Genomic DNA, 17869 nt, shown 5'->3' with positions numbered 1-17869 from the left:
TGTTTTTCAATTATGAATTCAAGTCTGTCAGTACTTATTTTTTGATAAACTTCTCAGTAGTTTTACCTTCCTTAGTTTCAATATTGATGATATAACTTCCCGAATTTAAAGCTCTCACATCAACTTTGTCATTATTTAAAGTAGCATTTACTTTTCTTCCGCTGATATCGAAAACTTCTATATTATTAATCTTTTCTTTAGATTTAACAGTAAGAATGTCGGATACCGGATTTGGATATACAGAGATATTAGAAGAAGCTTTAGACGTTTCAGAAGTACCTAAGGTTCCTGTTGTTGTAACTTTAAAGTCATCAACAAACAAGGCAAACTGATCATCTGAAACACACTGTATAGCAATATATACACTTTGTCCGGCGTAAGCATCTAAATTAAAAGTATGCTGGTTATATTCTACGACAGCTGGAGTAACAATCACATTAGGATTAAGCTTAGTAAAACTTGTGGTATTGGTATTTGTAGTAGATACCCATACATTAAATTTTTCTTCACCGTATAATTCATTGATTGATTTTACCCAGAAGCTAACATTATTTCCAGTAGATCCTAAAGTAATCTTAGGACTGATCAGCCAGTCATTATTGACAAGTGGAGCTGGAGTACTCACATTAAAACAGGCCATTGCCTTATTACCAGTTCTGGCACCTGTCTGGTCAGATATCGTAGCCGGAACTATTCCTGCTTTATTAAAGACAATAAAGGCTTTTGGAATCGACTGATTAGGAAAACTAGAACCGTTTAAAATATACGAGTTTTTACCATCAAGGTCTGTTAAAGTCCAACTGCCAACAGTTCCTGTCGTGTAAGCAAAGTCTGCATAGCTTTCAAAGCTGTCTTCAAAAATGGTCGTTTGTGCATTCAAAGAATATATCCCTAAATAAGCACCAATAATAAAAATTTTTCTCATTGTATTTATGTGTTAATTAATCAAATGTATAGATATAAATATTATTTACTTGTGTTTTTTTAATATTTTTTTTTATGTTAAATAATTTGTCTACAGTTGTTTATACGATCCCTGATTTGTGAATTGTTTTAGAACGTATTTTAAAATAATTCTGCTATAAAAAAACAATTAGATATTCAAAATGTAAGAAGACACAATGAAATACTAGTGAAAGATTTCTTATTAAGAATTGAAACGGTTGGTGAGATTGTGTAAAAAATTATCACTTCTATAATTCATTTTAAAATAATTTAATAAAAAGAATGTTTAAATTCTTTATCATTTAAAATTTGTTAATATTGATTGTTTTATTACACTAATAAGTGATATAATTTTTGTAATAAATGTAATGTTAATAGTATTTATATGGTATTTATTAATCACTAATTAAAGAATTTTTGTATATTTGTCAAAACTTTAACGTTAAATAATTAAACAGTTTTATGAGAAATTTTTTCAGAATGTCAGCGTTGACATTAACGGTATTTTTAACTTTCACAAGCTGCTCATCTGATACAGATATGCAAAATGATGAAAACATGAATGTAGTGGCAGCAAAAGCAAGAACACAGAATGGAGAGGCTAAGTTTGAAATGCCTAACATAATTCAAGCTTACTACAGTGACTCTAGAATGCAACATTATTATACCATTCAGGATCACCCGTTTCCTGCATCCTATTTTAAAGAGAGAGTTTTAGGAGCTGTAGGTCCTGTCGTAACCAGTAACCCTTATATTACAATTTGGCATAATACAAACACCGGGGATTCTTATATTAGTGGAATTATTGATGAATTGCAAGAAGCAAACGGTTGGAGGAAAATTAAAATGTTAGGTGCACCTATCAATTTAAATGGAACTAACATTCCGGTATACGAATATTTCAATACTAAAAGAGGATCACATTTCTATACAACCAGTTTTAATGAATTGGGATATGGAAATGACACGTGGAAATATCATGGGCCAAGATTCTATGTAACCCCTTAATCATCTTTGATAAAATTTTTTTAGGTATAAGGAGGCTGCTCACTGTGAGCAGCCTCTTTTTTAAATTATACTACAGACCTGAGTTTGAAAATTATATATTATTCCTCCCAGGGAGATTGCCAGATGGCATCACAAAAATTGGGGCTTTTAAAACCTGGGATCATACAGGTACAGATATCAGCATTCATGTTGCCGTAGGTCGTGTGTGGTTTATGTCTGAACCCTTCAAAAAAAGTGGGTATAATTGTTTTCTTAAAATTGGTGCGTGGGAAATAACTTGTAATTTCCTTTCGAATAGTATCCGATAGCTGATCATATCCTTTTCCTACCACATCCAGTGCAACCCCGGAGTTTAGTAATACCGCTTCAGCCTCTTTATATTCTACAATTCCTGGTGTAGTATGCAGTGCAATGGCATCCCAAACCAATTGTAAGGTCTGATCTGATAAGCCATGTCCCCTCAGAAAATTACGTGCTGCATCGGCTCCGTCCACTTCAAAACGTTTATTAGGACTGCTGTAATGTGGCGTAAGTCCCAGGTCATGAAAAACAGAACAGATATATAAAAGTTCCGGATCATAAACCAGTTTTCTTTGATCGCCATTCAATGAGGCAAAAATAAACGTCCTCAGTGAATGATTATAAAGGAATTCTGAACCGTGTTCAATTAAAAGTTCAGTAGCCTGTTTGGCTAAACTGCTATCAGGGATGGATATACCAGCGACGAGTTTTGGAGTATGTAATGCCATTGTATTAATTTCTTGAAACAAATTTATATACTTTGATTTTATACCTTCTTAAACTGGTTTAAGAAACTTATGAGGCCTCTTATTTACGCATCATATTATGCTTTTTAAATACATCGGTTAAAGAAAGTTTATCCCTACTGTAAATGTGAAGGGTTCTTTGAAACCCATTTTTTTCGTCTTCTGTTCCCCAAAATACACTGTTTCTTAAATCTGGAATATTAGCCTCCGGTAGACATTGCTTAATCATTGGAAGCAATTTTTCTACAGAAGTATCATAATAAGACCTCTTGATCTCCTTAGGGTTGTTATTGTGATTGAAGATCGCGCAAATCAATTTATTAATAAAGCCTTTCCTTGGTTCATATTTTACAGGTTGTGTAAAGAACATGTACAACTTGTATTTCCGGGTCGGAAATTCATGGGAAATGATGATGTCATCAAAAGAGGTTATATCAATCTTTTCCAACATGAAAGAGTTTTCAATATTTAAGTATTGATCTTTAAAATAAATGTTATTAAAATCCATAATAAATAACGAGTCAAATAAAGCCATCTCTATTAGGTGAGCTCACTTCGTATTCCTGTAAAGTTAAGAGAAAAACTGAATTTTGATTTTGTAAAAGGATTTAGAAATATTTGTAATCTTGTATTAGATTTTAACTCTACTATTCTTTAAATTTTCATTATTAATTTTCAAAAAAAAATACCGCTTCTAAAGTGGTATTTATATTTTTAAAAAAAAAGGTACTGTTACCCTTATTAACCTTTCAATTTCTTATTTTCCTCCTTCAAAGCTTCATTTTGCTCCATCAATACTTTAATAAAACTTTGTAAGTTCTCTATGATAGAATTAGGAATAGTATAGTATTGGTTAAAGTTACCTGCGTTATCATTGAAAGTGGTACTGTCATTATTATTGACAATATTTGCAACAACTTCTTCTTTAATATCTTCAACAGGAACCTCTAAGAACTTTGCTAATTTTTCCCATTCATCATCGTATATCCTTACCTCACCTCTTTCTTTGCGTGAATAATTGGAAGGATCAGTGGCAATTGCATTAGCCATTTTTTCCTGTGATATTCCTCTTTGTTTTCTTAAACTTCTTAGCTTTTCCATAACCAAAATATATATGTGTTTTTACAAATATATGACAAATATGAGTCAAATTTAAAAAAAGGATTTTAAAAAAGGAGACTGTCGAAATCTTTTATTTAAAGGTTTTTGGGGTAGGCGTTTTTATAAACAAAGTCTTCTGGTAGAAAGGGATTATTATATTTATAGCTCACAAAAAAATCCCCAACCGAAGTTGAGGATTAAAAACTAATAACCATGAAAACTCAAAATATGAGCTTACGTGTATAGTAAACGGAGTAAATATAACATTATTATGTCTGAACATAATAAAAATTAAAAACCCTTTATTAATAGGAGTTTAGAGCTGTTATTTATTTAGATATAGCAAAAGATATAACGAAAACTAAGTCGTAATTTGCTGTTTATTATGCTTTATAAGTTTAAATACCTATTCATTGGGGTCCTGAAGTTCGCAGACAATTTCTATAAGTATATTCTGATGCAGATAATAAAAACCAAAGACTTTTCTGATCCTTTGTGGTTCGTGTTCCAGAATAAAACCAGCGCTTGTTAACTGTTCAAATTTCGCCAGAACTTCCGCTTCATTTTTAAGATAAAACCCAATATGAAAGCTATCCGGGTAAGCGTTGTTTCCATTACGATTCATCTGTTGGCTCATCAGTACCAAGATAAAGCCATCTTCACCGTTTAATACGGAAAGGCAATCGTTTAACTTACTGTCGGTACAGGTAAAATCCAGATAAGTTTCAAAAAAAGAACGCGCTGATGCTATATCTGGAACACTTAAATTAAGGTGATTAAGTTTCATTTTTTAATGATTTGTGGAAAATTATTTATACGTATTATTTTCAAAAACAAATATAAATCAATATTAATCAATGTATTGTATGAAATTTATATTGTGTTTTGTATGCAGATGATTTATATATTTTATGTTTAATTTAGATACTTATTTTAACTAATGATCTTAATTGATTTTACATATCTGACGTTAGAAATACCATGATAAAAAACAAAGACATCAATTTTAAAGAATAATTATGAATAAAAAAATATATGAACCATGGAAATAAAATACAGTACAGATAAAATACCAACCGCTGATCAGGTTATTGAACTTTATGATAATGCGGGGCTGCCTCGCCCAACGAATGATAAAGAAAGGATTCAAAAGATGCTCAACAATTCAGATCTCATTGTTACAGCTTGGCATAATGATCTGTTGGTAGGGGTTTCGCGATCCATTACAGATTGGGTTTGGTGCTGCTATCTTTCCGATCTTGCCATTAGAGGTGAATATCAAAAAGAAGGTGTTGGAAGAAAACTGATCAATTTAACGAAAGAAAAAGTGGGTGAGCAATCGATGGTATTGCTTTTATCAGTGCCAACCGCGATGGAGTATTATCCGAAAGTAGGATTCGTAAAACAGGAAAGCAGTTTTATCATGCACAGGGCAGAATGGAAGTAATATAAATTGATATTAAAGAAAGACAGGATAGCAGAAAAAATAGATCATTAGTTTTTTAAAGAAAATGTATCTATTCAGGTCTTATGAAGAGCAATTCATCGAAATAACTCAATAGACCACTCACAGTGGTGGATTACAACTAAAAGTAGCGTAAATACAACTATAAGTTTCTGTATTTTTTTGATTCTGGAAATAGGCCCCAATACCTTTGTAGTGTCGAAAAAATAAATAAATACGATCATGTTAAATACTAAAATCATTGGCAATAAAATTGTCGAGGCACGAAAGAAAATTAATATCTCACAAGCTCAGCTTGCCCAGCGTTTATTCATAAGCTCACAGGCTGTTGGAAAATGGGAGCGTGGCGAATCAATGCCCGATATCACTACTTTTATCCGTCTTGCGGAAATTCTGGGTGTTGATCTTAATTATTTTTCAGATAATTTTCAGTCAGCAATCCCTGGGGAAACCCCGATTGAACCTTTAGCTGAAAAAAATGAAGAACCTTTATCCGGAAAAGATGAGAAAAAGCCCAGTTGGAATATGTCAAACGGAAGTTGGATAGATGCAGATTTTTCGGGGTTAAATAATCTTCATGACAAATTCAGTTCGTCCGATATACAGAAATGTAAGTTTATTGGGTCGGATATATCAGGTCTTATCCTAAAAGGGAATAATGTTGATCAATGTGATTTTTCAGATTCCAACATTAGCGGAAGCAAGATTCAGAACTCCAACTTAGTCAATAATATATTTAAAGGCTGCTCCCTGAAAGAAACTGAATTTTCAAAAAGCTACATCAAAAGCTGTGACTTCTTTGGCGCCAATCTTACTGGAATTAATTTTCTTAAAAGAAATCATGTTGACCGGTGCGACTTTTCAACATCTGATATGAGCAGCAGTCATATTCTGGGCTCCAGCCTTGCTAATAATCAGTTTATTGAGTGTTCACTGAAAGATGCTGAATTTTTAGAAAGCCATACCAAAGGTTGTGATTTTTCCGAAGCTGATTTCTCAGGCGTGAAATTTAAATCCGGGGCTTTCATCAATAATACCGTTGAAGGTGCAGTATGGAATAGGACCTCTTTTATTGGGATACAGATTGAAGATATTGTTTTCGATGGTAGACTGGAGGATTGTTATTTTGAAAATTCTGATTTTAAAAGGGTTACATTTCAGAATTCAACACTTATAAATACCTTTTTTAAAAATAATAATCTGAAAAAGATACAGTTTATTGACTGTCACGCAGATCGAATGACCTATGAATTCCTGAAAAATGGAAAAGCTGATATGGCCGGTATCACTTTGTTAACATCATAATTAGGAAAATATGTTACAGAATGAAATTGCCATTTCGGTACAAGGGCTGAAAAAATCCTATAAGGATATCTCTGTATTAACAGGAGTAGATTTTGAAGTCAAAGCAGGCAGTATTTTCGCCTTACTTGGCTCCAATGGTGCAGGCAAGACAACAATTGTCAAAATACTGAGTACGCTGATAAAACAAGACAGCGGAAACGTGACTGTAAACGGATTCGATGTTTTATTAAAACCCAATAATGTACGACAATCAATTAGTCTGACAGGACAGTTTGCAGCTGTAGATGAGGTTTTAACAGGACGGGAAAATGTAGTTATGATTGCAAGGCTGCGACATCTTAATGATCCACACCAGGTTGCTGATGATCTGCTTAAACGCATTGGTTTATCTGATGCTGCCAACCGGAGGGCATCAACCTACTCAGGAGGGATGCGCCGTAGACTTGATATCGCTATGAGCCTTGTTGGAAAATCGCAGCTTGTCTTCCTTGATGAACCTACTTCCGGATTAGATCCTGAGGCTCGTATTGAAGTATGGAAGATTGTTAAAGAGCTTGCTGATGGTGGGACAACAATTTTTCTTACCACACAGTATTTGGATGAGGCTGAGCAGCTTGCAGATAGAATTGCCATTCTTCACGGAGGCAAAATCATTGTAAGTGGTACGCTAACGGAGCTTAAAAAACAGTTTCCGCCAGCAAGAGTAGAATATATTGAAAAACAGCCGACTCTGGAGGAAATATTTCTTGCAATCATCGGTAAAAAAAATGAAAACTAAATGGAAACAATAAAGAGTTATTTCTTCACTGACATGGTTATTATGTTCTGGCGTTCTATCCGTCATGTTTCCCGAAGCATGGATACCATTGTCACCGTTACCATCATGCCGATCGCACTTATGCTATTGTTCGTATATGTGCTAGGTGGTGCCATTCAAACAGGTACGGATAACTATGTAAATTATCTTTTACCCGGTATACTTCTGATTGCTGTTGCAAACAGTATAGGCTATGTATCTTTCCGCCTGTTTACCGATGTACAACGGGGAATATTCGAGCGATTTCACTCTATGCCAATTGCACGTTCTGCTGCATTATGGGGTCATGTTCTGACTTCATTGGTGTCCAATGTGATCTCAGTTGTTGTAGTGGTTCTAGTGGCCCTTATTATTGGTTTTCGTTCACCTGCAGGAATATTATCATGGCTCGCTGTGGCAGGGATACTTATTCTATTTACATTGGCCTTAACTTGGGTAGCCGCCATTGCAGGACTGTCTGCAAAATCTGTAGATGGAGCCATTGCAATTGCTTATCCAATTCATTTTCTGCCATTGATAAGCTCTGCATTTGTACCGACAGAATCAATGCCATCTGTAGTTCGTGCCTTTGCAGAAAATCAACCTGTAACTTCAATAGTTGAAGCTATCCGCGCATTACTTTCAAACCAACCTGTGGGTAATGAGATATGGGTTGCTCTTGCATGGTGTATGGGAATTATGATCGTGGCTTATATTTTTGCAATGAGGGTTTATAAAAAAAGAGCATAACAGATTGATTATAAAATAAAACTATCACAAAAGCCTCATAGCAGTTAGCTGTGAGGCTTAATCTTTTTTTGAAGAAAAAAATATTACATCTTTGATAATTAGATTGTAAAATTTAACTTATTTTGCATTAAAACATCATATGACCGGACAGAATAGCTCAGATTTTCATAAGAAAATTACTCTTGCAGGATCATTAATAGCTATAGGTATTGTATTTGGAGACATTGGTACCTCACCATTATACACGCTAAATGCAGTTTTTCATCATAAAATTATTACTGAAGCCATTGCGCTTGGCAGCTTAAGCTGTATTTTTTGGACACTCGTTTTTCAAACTACAATAAAATATGTACTCATTACCCTGCAGGCTGATAATAAAGGCGAGGGCGGAATTTTCTCATTATATGCTTTGGTAAGAAGATATAGTGGCAAGTGGCTCGTTTTTATTGCAATGGCGGGAGGTGCTTTTTTAATGGCTGATGGGATTATTACCCCACCAATTTCAGTAGCTTCTGCAGTAGAGGGCGTTCAGGCTGTTATTCCGGGATTTAACACGGTTCCTGTGATCATAGGGATTTTAATTGTTTTATTTATTTTTCAACAATTTGGAACGGATAAAATAGGTAAAGTATTTGGTCCGGCAATGGTAATCTGGTTTGGATTTATCGGAGTTTTAGGGGCAATGGCATTAAGTGATAACTGGGGTGTTTTAAAGGCATTAAATCCTTACTATGCCTATCAGATGCTGGTAAATGAACCGAAAGGGTTCTGGCTTTTGGGTAGTATCTTTCTATGTACTACAGGTGCTGAAGCATTATATAGCGACATGGGACATTGCGGAAGAAATAATATAAGAATAAGCTGGGTCTTTATAAAAATTGCTTTAATACTAAGTTATGCCGGACAAACAACGTGGTTACTCAATCATGTAGGTGAGGAAGTAGGAAACTTAAGTCCTTTTTATCATATTGTTCCACAATCTATTTTCTGGCTTGCTTTAGGAATTGCAACTTTAGCGACAATTATTGCTTCACAAGCCTTAATTAGTGGTTGCTTTACTTTGATCAACGAGGCAATCAGGCTAAATATCTGGCCTAAACATTTGGTGTTGTTTCCAAGTAATGTAAAAGGACAGTTATACATCCCTGCTATCAACTGGTTTCTGATGTGCGGATGTGTCGGTATGGTTTTACATTTCAAGGAAAGTACCAAAATGGAAGCCGCTTTTGGACTAAGTGTTACCCTTACAATGCTGATGAGTACTTTGCTGATCAATTCTTATTTAAGAATAAAAAGAGTTCCTTTAATTTTAAACATAATCATTACTGGGATCTTTTTAACAGTAGAAATGAGTTTCCTGATCGCCAATCTGCAAAAAGTAAAAGATGGTGGATGGATCACTTTAATAATAGGATTTTCATTATTTGCCATTATGTATGTTTGGTGGCGGGGAAAACAAATAAAATCGGATATTCAGTCTTTTGAAAAATTAGCGGACTATATTCCAACGCTTAACAAATTGAGTGTGGATGAAAATATACCGAAATATGCAACAAATCTCGTTTATCTTACTACCTCAAATTCTGAAAAGAAGATTGAAAAAACAATCATAGATTCAATATTAAAATTCGGACTGCCAAAACGAGCTGATATTTATTGGTTTGTACATGTAAATATCCTGGACGAACCTTATGCACAGAAATATTCTGTTGATACTATTATAAAAAATGATGTCTATTATGTACAGTTTGATTTAGGATTCCGTGAAGAACCAAGGGTTGGCTACTATTTTAAACAGGTCGTGAATGATATGATAGAAAAAGAGGAAATAGATATTATTGATTCCCTGGAGCAGGCTTATCAGCAAAATAAAATAGGTGATTTTAAATTTATTCTGATGGATAGTTTCCTTTCTTATGATAACAGGATACCGTTTTGGAAGAATTTCATTATGAAAGCTTATTACAATTTGCGTTATCTGTCTGTAAAAGATCATATTAATTTTGGATTGGATAAAAGTCATTTGGAAGTAGAGCAGTACCCGTTAGTTGTGGTTCCTTTTATTCAAAATAAATTAGAAAGAAAAGAAGTTTGATAAAACTAAAATCACCACTAATTCTATAGTACACTGAAAGTAATAAATTTCTATTGCTTCACTTGGGCTTTCAAAAAAATAGGCGGAAAGTATTTTGCTGAATTTCTAAAAATGGTGTTAAAATTGATTTTTATAATACCTCATAACGATATGGTGGTTACTTTCCTTACTTTTGTGAGCCTCAATGACTTCGTTAAATCCGAATTTCTTATATAGCTGATAGGCTTTTACATTGTTATGAGTTACTTCCAAAATAATTTCAATGGCATCAAATCGGATTTCAGCTTCATTCACTACTTCCTGAATCAATCTTAATCCAATATTTCTCCCCTGAAAATTTTCTTTAATATACATCTGATAGAGATGACCGGTATGATCTTTCTCTTTTACAAAAGCACAAATTCCGACCAACTCCTGATCAGCAAAAGCTCCAACGACAAATCTTTCTGATAGTTGGTTTTCAATATCACTTTCCATTCGGAATTTCTCAATTTGTAAGGCCTCTTCATATTTAGCTCCAAAGGCTTCCGGAAATTTTTCCAGACTTTCTAATCGAATGGTTCTGTATATTTTGCTTTCATAAGGTAAAAGGGTTCGATATTCAATGTTCATGGGAATCTTCAATTAAGAAACGGATTGCAAATGTACAAGATTATTTAATGGCCATAGCTTATGACTCTTGAGATTTTCCAACCATCAGAGGTATTTTTCCAAACATGAACAAATTTGAACGTTCCACAATTGATAAGTATTCCATTCTCCAAACGGCAGAATTTATGTACTCCCGTCTGAACTGCTCCATAATCTTTGATTGGATAAACTTCTATAGAACCTGGTTCGAGAACTCTTCTGGTATAACCATAGTTTTCAGCAACTCTTTTGAAATTATCAATAGTTTCTTTATATCCTGTCAAGCCTCCTACATCGTGAAAAAATTCGAGATCTTCTGTAAAGAAAGTTTTTAGCTTTTCAATGTTTCCGGAATTAGCTGCACTAAAAAGTAGACTGTCTTTCTTCAAAATGGTCTGATATAGCTCTTTAGAAACTGGTATATATGTTTTTGATTGTGAGAAAGCTGTCGACCACATTAAGCAACTAAGGATCGTTAATAACTGAATCGTTAATGTTCTCATGGTAGTTCTTATTTGATGAAAGATAATCTTTTTTAAGATATTACTAAATATCATATTTAATACATACTAAATTTTGAAAGAATTTAAACGAAAGATCGGTATATCAGTTTATTATAATTTTAAAAACGATTATCTTAGTTTACAGAAATCTAGACTGATAAAGAAAACAAATGAACCAAGAATTTCAACCTGATGCAATTATCATCGGCTCCGGATTAGCAGGGCTTACCGCTGCTATGGAAATTACCAATGCCGGAAAAAAAGTATTGCTGATCGACCAGGAGACAGAACAGAACATCGGGGGTCAGGCATTCTGGTCTTTTGGTGGACTCTTCCTCATCAATTCACCCCAACAACGCAGGGTGGGAATTAAAGACTCTTATGAACTCGCAAGACAGGATTGGATGGGGACGGCAGGTTTTGACCGCGAGGAAGATTACTGGCCGAAGCAATGGGCGGAAGCTTATCTGAAGTTTGCGGCCACTGAAAAGTATGATTATATTTCTAAAATGGGAATTAAGCTGATGTTTATGGTGGGATGGGCAGAAAGAGGGGATGGATCGGCGGATGGTCATGGAAATTCAGTGCCACGTTTTCACGTTAGCTGGGGTACAGGTACTGGTGTCATAAAACCTTTTGTTGAAAAAGCTTATGAAGCAAAGGGAAAAGAACTGCTAGAGATGAAATTCAGGCACCGGGTTACTAATCTTATTATGGAAAATGGTAAGATAACAGGTGTTGAAGGTGATGTGTTGGAAAATGATAATAAAGAGAGAGGGCAAGCAACCAGTAGAACGGTTGTTTCACAATTTAAATATAATGCACCTCATGTTGTTATTGCCTCCGGAGGAATAGGGGCGAATCATGAGCTTGTGCGTAAAAACTGGCCGGAAAGATTAGGAAAAGCTCCTGAAAATATGGTATGTGGAGTACCTGCATATGTGGACGGAAAAATGATAGGGATTGCTGAAAATGCAGGATCTAATATCATCAACCGCGACAGGATGTGGCATTATACAGAAGGAATTCAAAACTGGAATCCTATTTGGCCGGATCATGGAATCAGGATTCTTCCCGGGCCATCATCCCTTTGGTTTGATGCAAAAGGAAACAGACTTCCGGCGCCTTTTTTGCCAGGATTCGATACTTTAGGAACTCTGAAATATATACAGGATACGGGCTTTTCCTACTCGTGGTTTATCCTGACACAGAAAATTATCAAAAAAGAATTTGCCCTTTCAGGATCAGAACAAAACCCGGATATTACCAATAAAGATTATATGCTCTTTTTAAAAAGGATTTTCGGTAAGAAAGCTCCCGGACCTGTGGAAGCTTTTAAAGAACACGGGAAAGATTTTATTGTTTCCGATAACCTGAAGGATCTTGTACAAAGGATGAATGAACTTTCAGGTGATCATCTTTTAGAATATGAAAAGATAAAATTGCAGATCGAAGCCAGAGACCGGGAACTGGATAATAAGTTTTCAAAAGACACACAGGTTAATTATATCCGGAGTACAAGAAAATATATCGGCGATAAGCTAGGAAGAGTTGCCACTCCACATAAAATATTAGATCCTGAGAATGGACCCCTGATTGCAGTAAGGCTAAATATCCTAACGCGAAAAACACTGGGTGGAATTCAGACAAATCTTAATGGGCAGGTTTTAAAAGAGGATGGAACGGTGCTTGAAGGATTATATGCTGCCGGAGAAGTAGCAGGATTTGGAGGTGGTGGCATGCATGGCTATCGTGCCCTGGAAGGGACATTTCTTGGTGGATGTCTGTTTTCTGGAATGACAGCCGGAAAATATATTGGTGGACGGAAATAAAAACTTAAAATATAAGATCGGTATGGATAATTATTTTGATGATAAAACAATCTGGATCACAGGAGCTTCATCTGGAATAGGAGAAGCACTCGTAACTGAATTGGCAAAAACGACAGCAAGGATCATTCTTTCATCAAGAAAAGAGGAGCAGCTGGAGTTAATTGCACAAAAGATAGGATTGGCACAAAATCGTTATGTGATATTACCATTAGATCTTTATGATTATAAAAATATGCCTGCTATTGCCGCAAAAGCAATTGAAAAATTCGGAACCATTGATATCCTAATCAATAATGCAGGCTTATCACAACGTTCTTTAGCCATGGAAACTAATATTGAAGTGGACAAACATTTAATAGAGGTTGATTATATCGGAACAGTGGCACTTACTAAGGCGACGCTGCCCTACATGATCAAAAACGGTGGTGGACAAATTGTTGTAGTATCCAGTCTGATGGGAGTATTCGGAGCCCCAATGCGAAGTGGTTATTGTGGGGCAAAACATGCACTGCATGGTTTTTTTGATTCCCTGCGTGCTGAGCTGTATAAAGATAAAGTTCTTATCACGATTATCTGCCCTGGCTTTATACAAACCAATATTTCAATTAATGCGGTTACAGGAGACGGATCAGTACAGGGAACAATGGATGATGCCACTAAGAAAGGAATGCCTGTTGATGTTTTTGCAAGAAAGATGCTTAGTGCTATAGAAAAGAAAAAATATCAGTCAGCTATCGGAGGCAGGGAAGTTATGGGAGTTTTTCTTAAAAGATTTTTCCCCTCTTGGCTGGCGAAAATTACCCGTAAAGCAAAAGTGGTTTAGCTTTCTTTCAATCTAAATTAAATATCATTGAGATTAAACTGCTTTTTTTCTCTAATTATTAATTAAAATTAATATTTTAATGATGATTATTGCAATTATCTTTAAAAATTAATAAATATGGCTCGGTATTTGTACGGCAGTTAGTACCATTTTTACTAAGATATTCATCGCTTAACCTTAAAAAAGTTTTTATATGATAATCAGTGAAGATCAACTATTAGCTTACGGTGCAGACTACGAAGATTATGATATCAATCAAAGTATTTTTCATGAAGGAGGTCTGCCTAAATTCTATTTTCAGATTGTAGATGGTATTGTCGAATTAAACAATTACCATGAGGATGGAAAAGAATTTACACAAAATATTCTTTCCGCCGGTCAAAGTTTTGGTGAATCTTTATTGTTTAATGAAAAGCCTTATCCAATGAGTGCTGTCGCTAAAACCAAATGTAAAATATTGAAATTGTCAAAAGTTGATTTTTTCAATTTATTAAACCAAAACCAGGAACTGTCTTTAAATATGTTCAGATGTCTTGCCGACAGACTTTATTATAAATATATAATGCTCTTCAATATTTCGGCTACAGATCCTTCTTTTAAAATTAAAACCATAATTGAATATTTAAAAGGAGATACCTCTGACAATGGACCTTATTCTTTTCAGGTTCCACTTACCCGGAAACAAATTGCTAATCTGACTGGCCTACGGGTAGAAACCGTTATACGAACGGTTAAAAAAATGGAAAATGAAAAAACGTTAAAGATCGAACACGGTAAAATATACTATTAGTGCTAAAGAATTGAAACCATCAAAACCATGAATTCTATTACAATGTGAGAGCTTACTAGCTAGTATGAGAACAGCCTTAAACAACTTTACGGAAGTTTAAGGCTTTTTATTTTCTGTGTTTTAACTTTTTCTGTACTCTGAAGGACTTAATCCTCTGTGTTTTTTAAATGTTTTAGACAGATGACTTTCATCATTGAAACTAAATTCAGCAGCAATTTCTTTTAATCTCATCGTACTGAATTTTAAGCGGGTGTCGACCAGTTTCAAACGATATTCAAGTAGATATGACTGATAGGCAACACCCACATTTTTTTTAAAAAATTCACCGAAATAAGTTTTAGAAAGGTCGAATTGTTGAGCGATAACAGTGACTTTTGTTTTCTCAGGATCTTTAATATGCTGTTGAACATAGCTAATGATTTTCATAACCAGGAACTCAGTGCTGTTTTCGTTTACTTCTTTAGTGTCGCTCAATATGAGATTCCGGGCCACAAGATTAAGGAGAATGGAAATGGATTGCTGGATAATGAGATAATCTTTGTTGGATATAGATCTGTATTCTCTCAGTATATTATAGATTAAAAGTGTAGCAAACTGGAGATCTTCATTATTGCGGAAAATGCAGCCGGCCTTGCTGTGATAATTATTAGAAATGTAATTCAGTTTATTCAGATTTTCACAGGTTTCAATACGGTCTGCCTCAGTTCTGATCTGGTCAATAAAATGAAGCGGACATTGAATGACAATTAAACTGGCCTTTTGAGCATAAAAATGATAAATCAACGAGGTATTCAATAGGAAAAATTTACCGGTTTTAAAGTCATAATGGTGTTCATCTACGTTTACAGATCCTTTTCCCGCTTTAATAAAAACTATGGTAAAGGACTGCCTGGAATTTACTGAAAATGTCTGATCATTAAGCTCTTTTTCCTGTACTGAAAATATATCGATTCCTTCTCTGCTCATGGTATTTAATCTTACATAATAAACCTTTAATTGTACAAATATACGTGTATTTATTATGGTTTCTTTGCTGTAAGAATTTTAGAATGGAATATAGTAAAGAAAGATGGCGGGCATTAGGTTTCCTTACGATGGGAGCTTTCCTTTCACCTCTTGATTATTTTATTGTCAACATTGCACTGCCTGCGATCCGAAGTGATTTTAATGCAAGTAATGCTTCTTTACAAATGGTAATTGCTGCTTATGGATTAACGTATGCTGCATTAGTAGTTTGTGGCGGACGATTTGGTGATATTTTTGGAAGGAAAAAGATGTTTATTATAGGTCTCTATGTCTTTATGATTGCTTCAGCGGGATGTGCTTTTTCACCGACAATCTATTTTTTAATAGGGTTCAGGATCTTACAGGGGGTAGGTGCTGCAATGCTGGCTCCACAAGCATTGGCAAATATAAGAGTGATATTTCCCTCCACAGAACAGATTAAAGCGATCGGAATATTTGGTTCTGTTTTTGGTTTTGCTGCGATTATGGGACAGTTGCTTGGTGGGATACTCCTTAAACTTCAGCTGTTTGGATTTACGTGGCAGTCTGTATTCTTAATTAATATTCCTGTGGCTGTGATCTGTATTATTGGAGTGTCAAAGGTCCTTCAGGAAACCAGATCCGAGAAAAAAACAAATATAGATTTTATAGGAATTCTTCTTATTATTGGCGCCTTGTTATGTGTTATATATCCTCTGATAGAAGGAAATAATTCAGACTGGCCGATCTGGATTTTTATGATGATAATTTTAGGATTGCTGTTTTTTTATATTTTCATTAAATATGAATCCCGTTTGGAGCGATCAGGAAAAACGCCGTTAATCTATACAGGTCTTCTGAAGAACAAAACATTTAGTCTGGGTCTTTGTATTATTTTAATCTACAATTTTACGGCAGGACTTTTTATTTGTTATCCGTTCTATCTTCAAAAGTATTTATTGTGGTCTTCGCTAGATACAGGATTGGCGATTTTACCTTATGGAATAGGTTTTTTTGTGGCTCCATTAATCAGTACTAAAATAAATGCAAGCAGTATTAGCCTCACTAAAGCAGGTTTACTTTTGTTGATTATTGGGATATTCTTATCGGCTTTTATGTTCTATTGGGATGCCGAACCGGGACTTTGTGTTTATCTGGCATTATTGATAGCAGGATCAGGGCATGGAACAGTTATGCCTGCAATGCTCAAGAATGTGATGTCGGATATTGCTGCTAATGAAGCCGGACAGGCTTCAGGAGTTGTAAGCACTGCTATTCAGATAGGGAGTGTTCTTGGAGGTGCAGTTATTGGTTCACTTTTTTTCTCAATTGCAGAAACAACTCAGATGTCTGATGCGATTGTTATTGCTCTTTCTGCTATTGGAGGTTTTCAGATCCTGGGTTTGATCATTGCATTTAATTATTCGAAACAACATAAAAAGAAATGGATAAAAAAGATTTAGTAAAGAAAGAGATTTTGGATTTTCATGAGAAAATTGAAAATTGGTTCAAAGGAAATACACCGGATAAAGAAGCATTGCTGTCAGCTATGTTGAAGGATTTTCATCCTTATTTCCGAATGAAAGGGAGTAGGGGAAATGAACTGGATTATGAAGGTTTGGTAAATTGGTTACCTGATGCTTTTGGAAGGTTTTCAGAAATGGAGATTAAGGTTTCTGAGATTAATATTCAACTTTCAGGACAACATGCTTTGGCAGAATATGTAGAAAAACAAAATGCTGATGGAGAAATAAATACCAGAAAGGCATCTGCTGTATTTTTATTACATTCTGATAACAGCATCAGTTGGTATCATTTGCTGGAAGAATGGATATAAAATTAAGAAACGGGTTATTTAATAAGCAAAAATAAGAGTTGATAAAAAAACCTCTCAGTTCTGAGAGGTCTCAACTTTTCCAGTTGTAAAACTAACAAGAAATCTTTTTTTAAATAAAACCTCCCGCGTGAACGAGAGGTTAATAAACTGTTGAGATTGTAATAACACAGGTTATTAGACTATAAAAGTACAAAATTTTAATTTTAAATTTTAGGATTACAATTACTAATAATATATT

General features: G+C 34.7%; 19 protein-coding genes. 11 read left to right on the top strand and 8 right to left on the bottom strand.

Translation table 11 applies throughout. The features are described 5' to 3' along the window. Positions 1–34 precede the first annotated feature (34 nt). Positions 35–925, bottom strand: coding sequence for a T9SS-dependent choice-of-anchor J family protein (locus J7E44_RS15980; RefSeq protein ID WP_214831410.1), 891 nt, complete (start codon positions 923–925; stop codon positions 35–37). A 482-nt stretch (positions 926–1407) separates the two neighbouring features. Here J7E44_RS15980 and J7E44_RS15975 point away from each other — a divergent pair, with 482 nt between their 5' ends. Beyond that, positions 1408–1953 (top strand): hypothetical protein, encoded by a 546-nt coding sequence (locus J7E44_RS15975; RefSeq protein WP_214831409.1) that lies wholly within the window; start codon positions 1408–1410, stop codon positions 1951–1953. Positions 1954–2051: 98 nt separating this feature from the next. Here the strand turns inward: J7E44_RS15975 and J7E44_RS15970 are convergent, their stop codons facing one another. The 4 genes from J7E44_RS15970 to J7E44_RS15955 all read right to left on the bottom strand — a co-directional run bounded on the left by J7E44_RS15970 (position 2052) and on the right by J7E44_RS15955 (position 4608). Further along, positions 2052–2702 carry an HD domain-containing protein gene (locus J7E44_RS15970; protein ID WP_214831408.1) on the bottom strand — a complete coding sequence of 217 codons (651 nt, stop codon included), beginning with the start codon at positions 2700–2702 and terminating at the stop codon, positions 2052–2054. Positions 2703–2781: 79 nt separating this feature from the next. Next, on the bottom strand, positions 2782–3228 hold the full coding sequence (locus J7E44_RS15965) for a hypothetical protein (RefSeq protein ID WP_214831407.1): 447 nt from the start codon (positions 3226–3228) through the stop codon (positions 2782–2784). Positions 3229–3461: 233 nt separating this feature from the next. Continuing rightward, complete coding sequence (locus J7E44_RS15960) at positions 3462–3821, bottom strand: helix-turn-helix domain-containing protein (protein WP_214831406.1); 360 nt, start codon at positions 3819–3821, stop codon at positions 3462–3464. A 406-nt stretch (positions 3822–4227) separates the two neighbouring features. Further along, entirely contained in the window at positions 4228–4608 is a 381-nt protein-coding gene (locus tag J7E44_RS15955) for a VOC family protein (protein ID WP_214831405.1), read from the bottom strand. A gap of 255 nt (positions 4609–4863) precedes the next feature. On the opposite strand from J7E44_RS15955, the gene J7E44_RS15950 reads away from it, so the two are divergent. The 5 genes from J7E44_RS15950 to J7E44_RS15930 all read left to right on the top strand — a co-directional run bounded on the left by J7E44_RS15950 (position 4864) and on the right by J7E44_RS15930 (position 10232). Next, positions 4864–5268: a GNAT family N-acetyltransferase gene (locus J7E44_RS15950; protein WP_214831404.1), complete on the top strand. Its 405-nt coding sequence runs from the start codon at positions 4864–4866 to the stop codon at positions 5266–5268. A gap of 240 nt (positions 5269–5508) precedes the next feature. Continuing rightward, the gene (locus J7E44_RS15945; RefSeq protein WP_214831403.1) at positions 5509–6591 is read left to right on the top strand and encodes a pentapeptide repeat-containing protein; all 1083 of its coding nucleotides are present in this window, start codon (positions 5509–5511) and stop codon (positions 6589–6591) included. A 10-nt stretch (positions 6592–6601) separates the two neighbouring features. After that, entirely contained in the window at positions 6602–7369 is a 768-nt protein-coding gene (locus J7E44_RS15940; RefSeq protein ID WP_214831402.1) for an ABC transporter ATP-binding protein, read from the top strand. After that, complete coding sequence (locus J7E44_RS15935; protein ID WP_353050502.1) at positions 7370–8137, top strand: ABC transporter permease; 768 nt, start codon at positions 7370–7372, stop codon at positions 8135–8137. It begins immediately after the preceding gene. A gap of 139 nt (positions 8138–8276) precedes the next feature. Further along, positions 8277–10232 carry a KUP/HAK/KT family potassium transporter gene (locus J7E44_RS15930; RefSeq protein WP_214831401.1) on the top strand — a complete coding sequence of 652 codons (1956 nt, stop codon included), beginning with the start codon at positions 8277–8279 and terminating at the stop codon, positions 10230–10232. Between the two features lie 117 nt (positions 10233–10349). Here J7E44_RS15930 and J7E44_RS15925 read toward each other — a convergent pair whose 3' ends face one another. Both J7E44_RS15925 and J7E44_RS15920 read right to left on the bottom strand, forming a co-directional pair. Next, positions 10350–10844 carry a GNAT family N-acetyltransferase gene (locus J7E44_RS15925; protein WP_214831400.1) on the bottom strand — a complete coding sequence of 165 codons (495 nt, stop codon included), beginning with the start codon at positions 10842–10844 and terminating at the stop codon, positions 10350–10352. A gap of 44 nt (positions 10845–10888) precedes the next feature. Next, positions 10889–11365 (bottom strand): nuclear transport factor 2 family protein, encoded by a 477-nt coding sequence (locus tag J7E44_RS15920; protein ID WP_214831399.1) that lies wholly within the window; start codon positions 11363–11365, stop codon positions 10889–10891. A 170-nt stretch (positions 11366–11535) separates the two neighbouring features. Here J7E44_RS15920 and J7E44_RS15915 point away from each other — a divergent pair, with 170 nt between their 5' ends. The 3 genes from J7E44_RS15915 (at position 11536) to J7E44_RS15905 (ending at position 14810) form a co-directional block, all read left to right on the top strand. Further along, positions 11536–13197: an FAD-binding dehydrogenase gene (locus tag J7E44_RS15915; protein WP_214831398.1), complete on the top strand. Its 1662-nt coding sequence runs from the start codon at positions 11536–11538 to the stop codon at positions 13195–13197. Positions 13198–13219: 22 nt separating this feature from the next. Continuing rightward, on the top strand, positions 13220–14020 hold the full coding sequence (locus J7E44_RS15910) for an SDR family oxidoreductase (protein ID WP_214831397.1): 801 nt from the start codon (positions 13220–13222) through the stop codon (positions 14018–14020). A gap of 193 nt (positions 14021–14213) precedes the next feature. Continuing rightward, entirely contained in the window at positions 14214–14810 is a 597-nt protein-coding gene (locus tag J7E44_RS15905; protein ID WP_214831396.1) for a Crp/Fnr family transcriptional regulator, read from the top strand. Between the two features lie 120 nt (positions 14811–14930). Here J7E44_RS15905 and J7E44_RS15900 read toward each other — a convergent pair whose 3' ends face one another. Beyond that, positions 14931–15776, bottom strand: a complete 846-nt coding sequence (locus J7E44_RS15900; protein ID WP_214831395.1) for a helix-turn-helix domain-containing protein — start codon at positions 15774–15776, stop codon at positions 14931–14933. A gap of 83 nt (positions 15777–15859) precedes the next feature. Between J7E44_RS15900 and J7E44_RS15895 the strand changes: the two genes are divergently transcribed. Then, entirely contained in the window at positions 15860–17257 is a 1398-nt protein-coding gene (locus J7E44_RS15895; RefSeq protein WP_214831394.1) for an MFS transporter, read from the top strand. Continuing rightward, on the top strand, positions 17239–17631 hold the full coding sequence (locus J7E44_RS15890) for a hypothetical protein (RefSeq protein WP_214831393.1): 393 nt from the start codon (positions 17239–17241) through the stop codon (positions 17629–17631). Before J7E44_RS15895 ends, J7E44_RS15890 begins: the two co-directional genes overlap by 19 nt. Positions 17632–17869 lie beyond the last annotated feature (238 nt).

This window comes from Chryseobacterium sp. ISL-6 (genome assembly GCF_018613715.1).
Classification (GTDB): domain Bacteria; phylum Bacteroidota; class Bacteroidia; order Flavobacteriales; family Weeksellaceae; genus Chryseobacterium; species Chryseobacterium paludis.
Note: the sequence above shows the minus strand (reverse complement) of the source record. Positions and strands in the feature narration are given on the sequence as shown.

What these genes read in the sequence shown, in the direction of transcription:
- J7E44_RS15980 (WP_214831410.1), bottom strand. Translation starts at nt 925, where the DNA reads ATGAGAAAAATTTTTATTATTGGTGCTTATTTAGGGATATATTCTTTG.
- J7E44_RS15975 (WP_214831409.1), top strand. Translation starts at nt 1,408, where the DNA reads ATGAGAAATTTTTTCAGAATGTCAGCGTTGACATTAACGGTATTTTTA.
- J7E44_RS15970 (WP_214831408.1), bottom strand. Translation starts at nt 2,702, where the DNA reads ATGGCATTACATACTCCAAAACTCGTCGCTGGTATATCCATCCCTGAT.
- J7E44_RS15965 (WP_214831407.1), bottom strand. Translation starts at nt 3,228, where the DNA reads ATGGATTTTAATAACATTTATTTTAAAGATCAATACTTAAATATTGAA.
- J7E44_RS15960 (WP_214831406.1), bottom strand. Translation starts at nt 3,821, where the DNA reads ATGGAAAAGCTAAGAAGTTTAAGAAAACAAAGAGGAATATCACAGGAA.
- J7E44_RS15955 (WP_214831405.1), bottom strand. Translation starts at nt 4,608, where the DNA reads ATGAAACTTAATCACCTTAATTTAAGTGTTCCAGATATAGCATCAGCG.
- J7E44_RS15950 (WP_214831404.1), top strand. Translation starts at nt 4,864, where the DNA reads ATGGAAATAAAATACAGTACAGATAAAATACCAACCGCTGATCAGGTT.
- J7E44_RS15945 (WP_214831403.1), top strand. Translation starts at nt 5,509, where the DNA reads ATGTTAAATACTAAAATCATTGGCAATAAAATTGTCGAGGCACGAAAG.
- J7E44_RS15940 (WP_214831402.1), top strand. Translation starts at nt 6,602, where the DNA reads ATGTTACAGAATGAAATTGCCATTTCGGTACAAGGGCTGAAAAAATCC.
- J7E44_RS15935 (WP_353050502.1), top strand. Translation starts at nt 7,370, where the DNA reads ATGGAAACAATAAAGAGTTATTTCTTCACTGACATGGTTATTATGTTC.
- J7E44_RS15930 (WP_214831401.1), top strand. Translation starts at nt 8,277, where the DNA reads ATGACCGGACAGAATAGCTCAGATTTTCATAAGAAAATTACTCTTGCA.
- J7E44_RS15925 (WP_214831400.1), bottom strand. Translation starts at nt 10,844, where the DNA reads ATGAACATTGAATATCGAACCCTTTTACCTTATGAAAGCAAAATATAC.
- J7E44_RS15920 (WP_214831399.1), bottom strand. Translation starts at nt 11,365, where the DNA reads ATGAGAACATTAACGATTCAGTTATTAACGATCCTTAGTTGCTTAATG.
- J7E44_RS15915 (WP_214831398.1), top strand. Translation starts at nt 11,536, where the DNA reads ATGAACCAAGAATTTCAACCTGATGCAATTATCATCGGCTCCGGATTA.
- J7E44_RS15910 (WP_214831397.1), top strand. Translation starts at nt 13,220, where the DNA reads ATGGATAATTATTTTGATGATAAAACAATCTGGATCACAGGAGCTTCA.
- J7E44_RS15905 (WP_214831396.1), top strand. Translation starts at nt 14,214, where the DNA reads ATGATAATCAGTGAAGATCAACTATTAGCTTACGGTGCAGACTACGAA.
- J7E44_RS15900 (WP_214831395.1), bottom strand. Translation starts at nt 15,776, where the DNA reads ATGAGCAGAGAAGGAATCGATATATTTTCAGTACAGGAAAAAGAGCTT.
- J7E44_RS15895 (WP_214831394.1), top strand. Translation starts at nt 15,860, where the DNA reads ATGGAATATAGTAAAGAAAGATGGCGGGCATTAGGTTTCCTTACGATG.
- J7E44_RS15890 (WP_214831393.1), top strand. Translation starts at nt 17,239, where the DNA reads ATGGATAAAAAAGATTTAGTAAAGAAAGAGATTTTGGATTTTCATGAG.